5 protein-coding genes and 1 tRNA gene are annotated in these 5,698 nt (G+C 73.3%); 2 read left to right on the top strand and 4 right to left on the bottom strand.

All coding sequences use genetic code 11. From position 1 onward, the window contains the following. Window positions 1-138: 138 nt before the first annotated feature. From nusG to ACYVPE_RS39000, 3 genes are all read right to left on the bottom strand, one after another. On the bottom strand, window positions 139-969 hold the full coding sequence (gene nusG / locus ACYVPE_RS39010; protein WP_461038591.1) for a transcription termination/antitermination protein NusG: 831 nt from the start codon (window positions 967-969) through the stop codon (window positions 139-141). Window positions 970-1,009: 40 nt separating this feature from the next. Further along, the gene (gene secE, locus ACYVPE_RS39005; protein WP_461038592.1) at window positions 1,010-1,279 is read right to left on the bottom strand and encodes a preprotein translocase subunit SecE; all 270 of its coding nucleotides are present in this window, start codon (window positions 1,277-1,279) and stop codon (window positions 1,010-1,012) included. Window positions 1,280-1,360: 81 nt separating this feature from the next. Next, a tRNA-Trp gene (locus ACYVPE_RS39000) sits at window positions 1,361-1,433 on the bottom strand. Window positions 1,434-1,636: 203 nt separating this feature from the next. On the opposite strand from ACYVPE_RS39000, the gene ACYVPE_RS38995 reads away from it, so the two are divergent. Beyond that, on the top strand, window positions 1,637-2,869 hold the full coding sequence (locus tag ACYVPE_RS38995; protein WP_461038590.1) for a pyridoxal phosphate-dependent aminotransferase: 1,233 nt from the start codon (window positions 1,637-1,639) through the stop codon (window positions 2,867-2,869). 69 nt (window positions 2,870-2,938) lie between these two features. After that, on the top strand, window positions 2,939-3,961 hold the full coding sequence (locus ACYVPE_RS38990; RefSeq protein WP_461038589.1) for an adenosine deaminase: 1,023 nt from the start codon (window positions 2,939-2,941) through the stop codon (window positions 3,959-3,961). Between the two features lie 21 nt (window positions 3,962-3,982). Here the strand turns inward: ACYVPE_RS38990 and ACYVPE_RS38985 are convergent, their stop codons facing one another. Continuing rightward, window positions 3,983-5,038: a UDP-N-acetylmuramate dehydrogenase gene (locus tag ACYVPE_RS38985; protein WP_461038588.1), complete on the bottom strand. Its 1,056-nt coding sequence runs from the start codon at window positions 5,036-5,038 to the stop codon at window positions 3,983-3,985. Window positions 5,039-5,698: the final 660 nt, after the last annotated feature.

Here is a 5,698-nt window from a genome sequence, read left to right as displayed (position 1 = left end):
GGTGGGCGCGGCACGGCCGCAGGCCGACACGGCCGCAGGGGCCCCGACCAGGCGGCGAAGCCGCTTGGTCGGGGCCCCTGCGGGCCTGCGGAAAGGGTGGGTGGGTGGGGGAGGATCCCCCGGCCGTCGCCGCGTGGGTCAGTTCTTCTGGATCTGGTCGAAGCTCAGCTCGACCGGCGTCTCGCGGCCGAAGATCTCGACGAGGCCCTTGACCTTCTTCGAGTCCGGGTTGATCTCGTTGATCGTCGCCTGGAGCGTCGCGAACGGGCCGTCCGTCACCGTGACCGAGTCGCCGACCTCGAAGTCCAGGACCTGGACCTCGACCTTGCGGCCACCCGCGGCGGCGCCCTCCACGCCCGCCTCGGCGGCGGCCTTCTGCTCGACCTCGGGGGCCAGCATCTTGACGATCTCGTCCAGCGTCAGCGGGTACGGGTCGTAGGCGTTGCCCACGAAGCCGGTGACGCCCGGGGTGTTGCGGACCACGCCCCAGGACTCGTTGGTCAGATCCATCCGCACCAGCACGTAGCTGGGCAGCTTGTTCTGCTTGATCGTCCTGCGGTCGCCGTTCTTGATCTGGACGACCTCTTCCTGCGGCACCTCGACCTGGAAGATGTAGTCCTCGACGTTGAGCGAGACGGCCCGCTGCTCAAGGTTGGTCTTCACGCGGTTCTCGTAGCCCGCGTAGGTGTGGACGACGTACCACTCGCCGGGCAGCACCCGGAGCTCCTCGCGGAGCTGGGCCACGGGGTCCACCGGCTCCTCGGCCGGCTCGGGCTCGGGCTCGGACTCGTCGTCGGCGACGGCGGGCTCGTCCTCGACGTGCTCCGCGGCCTCTTCGGCGGGCTCGCCGGCCGCGGCGTCGGCAGCTTCGGTCGGATCGACGGTGTCCGCTGCCTCGACAATGTCACGCGCGGTGTCCTCGCCCTCGACCTCGGCGGACGCGGCGTCATTGCGGTTCGGGTCAGACACGGTAGCTGCTTCTTCCTGACTCAGACACGGAGGTGAAACGTCAGCCGAAGACGTACTCCACGCCTCGGCTGAATCCAAAGTCAATCACGGTCAGGATGCAGATGACGACGATCACGAAAACGATCACGGCCGTCGTGTAGGTCGAGAGCTGGCGCCGCGAGGGCCAGACGACCTTGCGGAGCTCGGCGACGACCTGGCGGTAGAAGAGGGCGAGCCGACCCAGCGGCCCACGCTTGGCGCGCCGGCCGCGGCGCTTGCCGGTGCCCTCCCCCTGGGGCTGGGGCTCGGGGGTCTCCACGGAGTCTGTGATCCCAGCCACTCGTCCTCACCTGATCCCGGTCATGGTCAAAGGCCGCCCGGCCACCCGGACGGCTGTTCACCTTACGTGTAGCAGGGCCGGAGGGACTTGAACCCCCAACCGCTGGTTTTGGAGACCAGTGCTCTACCAATTGAGCTACGACCCTTTGCCGCGTGGTGCCCGACAACGTACCGCATCGGCTGCACCACCGCAGTGGAGTGTACGTGGTGAATCGCCGCCCGTCGAACGGGTAGTGGGGACAACGGGCCCCCGATCGACCGGAGAACGCCGGAAGAGCCGGGGAGAGCCCGGGAGAAGCTTGGGAGAACCCATGTGTCACTGCCGTTCCACGTCTGCGACGATGCCCCTATGAGTGCCGCAACCTCCTCAGCTGCCGAAGCGCGCCGGGTCTCGGCCCGGGTCGGCGCGATCTCCGAGTCCGCCACGCTCGCCGTGGACGCCAAGGCGAAGGCCCTCAAGGCCGCCGGGCGTCCGGTGATCGGCTTCGGGGCCGGTGAGCCCGACTTCCCGACCCCCGACTACATCGTCGAGGCGGCGGTGAAGGCGTGCCGCGATCCGCGGTTCCACCGCTACACCCCGCCGGGCGGGCTGCCGGAGCTGAAGGAGGCGCTGGTCGCCAAGACGCTGCGCGACTCGGGCCTGACGTACGCGACGTCCCAGGTGCTGGTGACCAACGGCGGCAAGCAGGCGATCTACGAGGCGTTCGCCGCGCTGCTCGACCCGGGCGACGAGGTGATCGTGCCCGCGCCGTACTGGACCACCTACCCGGAGTCGATCCGGCTGGCCGGCGGCGTCCCGGTGGAGGTGGTGGCCGACGAGACCACCGGCTACCGGGTGAGCGTGGAGCAGCTGGAGGCGGCCCGCACCGAGCGCACCAAGGTGCTGCTGTTCGTCTCGCCCTCGAACCCGACCGGCGCCGTGTACTCGCGGGAGCAGACGGCGGCGATCGGCCGCTGGGCCGCTGAGCACGGCCTGTGGGTGCTGACCGACGAGATCTACGAGCACCTGGTGTACGGCGACGCCGAGTTCAACTCGCTGCCGGCGCTGGTGCCCGAGCTGGCCGAGCGCTGCGTGATCGTCAACGGCGTGGCCAAGACGTACGCCATGACCGGCTGGCGGGTGGGCTGGCTGATCGGCCCGCAGGACGTCGTGAAGGCCGCCACCAACCTCCAGTCGCACGCCACCTCCAATGTGAGCAACGTCGCGCAGGCGGCGGCGCTGGCGGCCGTCTCCGGCGACCTGACGGCGGTGGCGGAGATGCGGTCCGCGTTCGACCGGCGGCGTCGCACGATCGTGCGGATGCTGAACGAGATCGAGGGCGTCGACTGCCCGGAGCCGGAGGGCGCGTTCTACGCCTACCCGTCGGTCAAGGCGCTGATCGGCAAGGAGATCAGGGGCCGGCGGCCGGCGAACAGCCTGGAGCTCGCCGGGGTGCTGCTCGAGGAGGCCGAGGTGGCCGTGGTGCCGGGTGAGGCGTTCGGCACCCCCGGCTACCTGCGGCTCTCCTACGCGCTCGGCGACGACGACCTGGTCGAGGGCGTCTCGCGGATCCAGAAGCTGCTGGCCGAAGCGCAGGACTGAGGTTCGGGAGAGTCCCCCTGGGGGGTATGTGACTACCGGACGTCGGCGGAGATACGGCAGGATCTGAAGATGGATCGTGTTGTTCGTGACGTCCGGTCGCTCCCCAAGGCGCACCTGCACCTGCACTTCACCGGGTCGATGCGCCCTGGCACGCTGCTCGAGCTGGCCGACAAGTACGGGGTCACCCTGCCGGAGGCGCTGAGCGGGGGCCGGCCGCCGCGGCTGCGGGCCACGGACGAGCGGGGTTGGTTCCGCTTCCAGCGGCTCTACGACGCGGCGCGTGCCTGCCTGCGGGCGCCCGAGGACATCCAACGGCTGGTGCGCGAGGCGGCCGAGGAGGACCTGGTCGACGGCTCGCGCTGGCTGGAGATCCAGGTCGACCCGACCTCGTACGCGCCGCGGCTCGGCGGCCTGATCCCGGCGCTGGAGATCATCCTGGACGCGGTGGAGACCACCGCCAAGGAGACCGGCCTCGGGATGCGGGTGCTGGTGGCGGCCAGCCGGATCCGGCACCCGCTCGACGCGCGGACGCTGGCCAGGCTGGCCGTCCGCTACCGGGACCGCGGGGTGGTGGGCTTCGGGCTCTCCAACGACGAACGCCGGGGCCTGGCACGGGACTTCGACCGCGCGTTCGCCATCGCGCGGGACGGCGGGCTGCTCGCCGTGCCGCACGGCGGCGAGCTGTCCGGGCCGACGAGCGTCCGGGACTGCCTCGACGACCTGCGGGCCAGCCGGATCGGCCACGGGGTGCGGGCCGCCGAGGACCCCTATCTACTGGAGCGGCTCGCCGAGGCGCGGGTGACGTGCGAGGTCTGCCCGTCGTCCAACGTGGCGCTCGGCGTCTACGAGGAGCTGGCCGACGTGCCGCTGCGGACGCTGTGGCGGGCCGGCGTCCCGATGGCGCTCGGCGCCGACGACCCGCTGCTGTTCGGCTCACGGCTCGCCGCGCAGTACGAGATCGCGCGGGCGCACCACGGCTTCACGGACGCCGAGCTGGCCGAGCTGGCCCGCCAGTCGGTGCGGGGCTCGGCGGCGCCGGACGACGTGCGGGAGAAGATCCTGGTCGAGATCGACGAGTGGCTGGCGGTGTAGGGCCCGCTACCGGAGCGCTCCCTACAGGGTGGTGCCGACCAGCACCGGCTCGTTGACCAGGGTGACGCCGAAGGCGGCCGCGACGCCGTCCCTGACCTCGCGGGCGAGGGCCAGCACGTCGGTGGCGGTGGCCTCGCCGCGGTTGGTGAGCGCGAGGGTGTGCTTCCCGGAGATCCGGGCGCGGCCCGTGCCGTAGCCCTTGGCGAAGCCGGCCCGGTCGATCAGCCAGGCGGCCGACGTCTTGGTGCGGCCGGTGCCGGCCGGGTAGGCGGGCGGCTCGACGCCGGGCCCGAGGCGGTCGGCGACGCGGGCCAGGAAGGCGGCGTGCTGGGCGTCGTCCAGGATCGGGTTGGTGAAGAACGAGCCGGCCGACCAGGTGTCGTGGTCCTCGGGGTCGAGCACCATGCCCTTGCCGGTGCGCAGCTTGAGGACGGCCTCGCGCGCGGTGCCGACCGGCACCCGGGCGCCGGGGGCCACGCCGAGCAGCCTGGCGGCCTCCGCGTAGCGGATGGGTCCTGAGAGCCCGCCGGCGTCCTCCAGGGTGAGGCGCACCCGGAGCACGAGGTAGCGCTCGGGCTCGGCCTTGAACCGGCTGTGCCGGTAGGCGAAGCCGCACTCGGCGCCGGGGACGGTGACGGTGGCGCGGGTGGCGCGGTCGTAGGCGACGACCTCGGTGATGACGGAGGAGACCTCCTGGCCGTAGGCGCCGACGTTCTGGATCGGCGTGGCCCCGGCGGACCCCGGGATGCCGGCCAGGCACTCGACGCCGGCGAGGCCGGCGTCCACGGTGCGGGCGACGGCGTCCGACCAGTTCTCGCCGGCGGCCAGTTCGAGCCGGGTGCCGTCGAGCTGGTAGCCGGTGGTGGCGATCCGCAGCGCGGTGCCGGCGAAGCCGGCGTCGCCGACGAGCAGGTTGCTGCCGCCGCCGACCACCAGCAGCGGAGTGCCGGCGGCGTCGGCCGCGCGCACCTCGGCGACCACCTCGTCGTCGGTCTCGGCCACGACGAGCCGCTGCGCGGGCCCGCCGACACGGAGGGTGGTCAGGGGCGCGAGCGATGCGTTTCTGGTCTCCTGCACCACCCCAGCGTATGCGCCCTGCCGGGCGCAACGGCTCGAAGGGCCGTGGGGTACGGCCACCCGGGGAGCCACTGCGTGTGCCGACGACGGCCCCCAGCCACGGTGGGGCTCCCGCCCCCGGGCGCGGACAGTGGCCCGGCGCGGCCGGCACCCTGCGGGCGGCCATGATCGCCCCGGGACCCGGGCGAAGCCCGGCCCGGCCGCCCTGCGGGCCGAGCCTGGCCCGGTGGACCGGGCGTAGCCCAGCCCGCTCGCGCGGGGCGCGGCAAGGTGGACCGGACGTAGCCCGGGGGCCTGCGGCCGGCGGTCGTGACAGGCCCGGCGGCCGGGCGAAACCCGGGCCGTAGGCCCGGCGGGCCGGGCACGGCCCGGTGGACCGGGCGTAGCCGGGGGCCTGCGGCCGGCGGCCGTACGGGCCGGGCGGAGCCCAGACCTGCGGCCCAGCGAGCCAGCCCGCCCGCGCGGGGCACAGCGAGGTGGACCGGACGAAGCCCGGGGGCCCGCGGCCGGCGGTCGTGACAGGCCTGGGGGCAGGGCGAAACCCGGGCCGTAGGCCCGGTGGACCGGGCACGGCCCGGTGGACCGGGCGTAGCCGGGGGCCTGCGGCCGGCGGCCGTACGGGCCGGGCGGAGCCCGGACCTGCGGCCCAGCGAGCCAGCC

It is taken from the genome of Streptomyces mayteni (genome assembly GCF_054783955.1).
Note: the sequence above shows the minus strand (reverse complement) of the source record. Positions and strands in the feature narration are given on the sequence as shown.